This is a genomic window from Pseudomonas sp. FW305-28 (genome assembly GCF_017351395.1).
In the GTDB taxonomy this organism is placed as follows: Bacteria; Pseudomonadota; Gammaproteobacteria; order Pseudomonadales; family Pseudomonadaceae; genus Aquipseudomonas; species Aquipseudomonas fluorescens_AA.
In genome coordinates this window covers 1-920 of the sequence record NZ_JACNDD010000300.1, presented here as the reverse complement: position 1 = coordinate 920, position 920 = coordinate 1, and the positions used below count along the sequence as shown (strand labels likewise).

Annotated in this window: 1 protein-coding gene and 1 pseudogene; both read right to left on the bottom strand. The window is 62.2% G+C overall.

Annotated elements, in window-relative coordinates; translation table 11 throughout:
* A pseudogene (locus J4E53_RS30510) lies at window positions 1-204 on the bottom strand (pyrroloquinoline quinone biosynthesis protein C); the annotation flags it as partial.
* A gap of 202 nt (window positions 205-406) precedes the next feature.
* Window positions 407-920: MBL fold metallo-hydrolase (locus tag J4E53_RS30505; RefSeq protein WP_259333264.1), on the bottom strand; the 514-nt coding region annotated here is incomplete at its 5' end.

Sequence of the window (920 nt, the reverse complement as noted above, 5' to 3'; positions counted from 1 at the left end):
CGGGCAGTTGGCCAGGATCGCGGCGTCCTTGAGCGGGATATTCACTTGATAGTAGAAACGGTTCGCGACCCAGCCCTGGATCTGCTCGCGAGTGGCACGGCCTTCATACATCGCCACGTGATAGGGGTGATGGATGTGGTAATACGCGCCTTTGGCACGCAGGGCCGCTTCGAACTCGGCGGGGGACAGGGGGGTGTCAGTCATTTCGGTCTCCGGGGAATAACCGTTGGGTTCTGTGGCGTCAGGGCTGGCCCCATCGCGAGCAAGCTCGCTCCCACACGGGTTGTGCTGTGAATCAGATATCAGGACTACTGTGGGAGCGAGCTTGCTCGCGATAGCGTCCTACCAGTCGGCACCAATGTCGACGGATACACCGCAAGCCCACCCCACATTGGTTCCGACCTTCCTACAACTCAATACTCATTCCGTCGTAGGCCACTTCAATCTTTCGACGTACAAGCTCGGCCCGTTCGGGCGAGTCTTCATCCAGGATCGGGTTGGTGTTGTTGATATGGATAAGGACCTTGCGCTGCTCAGGCAGTTGCTCCAGCACTTCCAGCATGCCGCCGGGGCCGTTCTGGGCCAGGTGGCCCATTTCCCGGCCGGTGCGGGTGCCTACGCCACGGCGCTGCATTTCATCGTCGTCCCACATCGTGCCGTCCACCAGCAGGCAATCGCTGCCGGCCATGATCGCCAACAATGGCTCGTCGACCTTGCCCAGGCCCGGGGCATAGAACAGCTTGCCGCCCGTGCGCAGGTCTTCGACGATCAGCCCGATGTTGTCGCCCGGGTGCGGGTCGAAGCGATGGGGTGAATAGGGCGGTGCGGCGCTGCGCAGGGGCAGCGGGGTGAAGCGCAGGTTCGGGCAGGCGGCGATAGTGAAGCTCTGGTCGAGCTCAATGCGATTCCAGCTCAGCCCG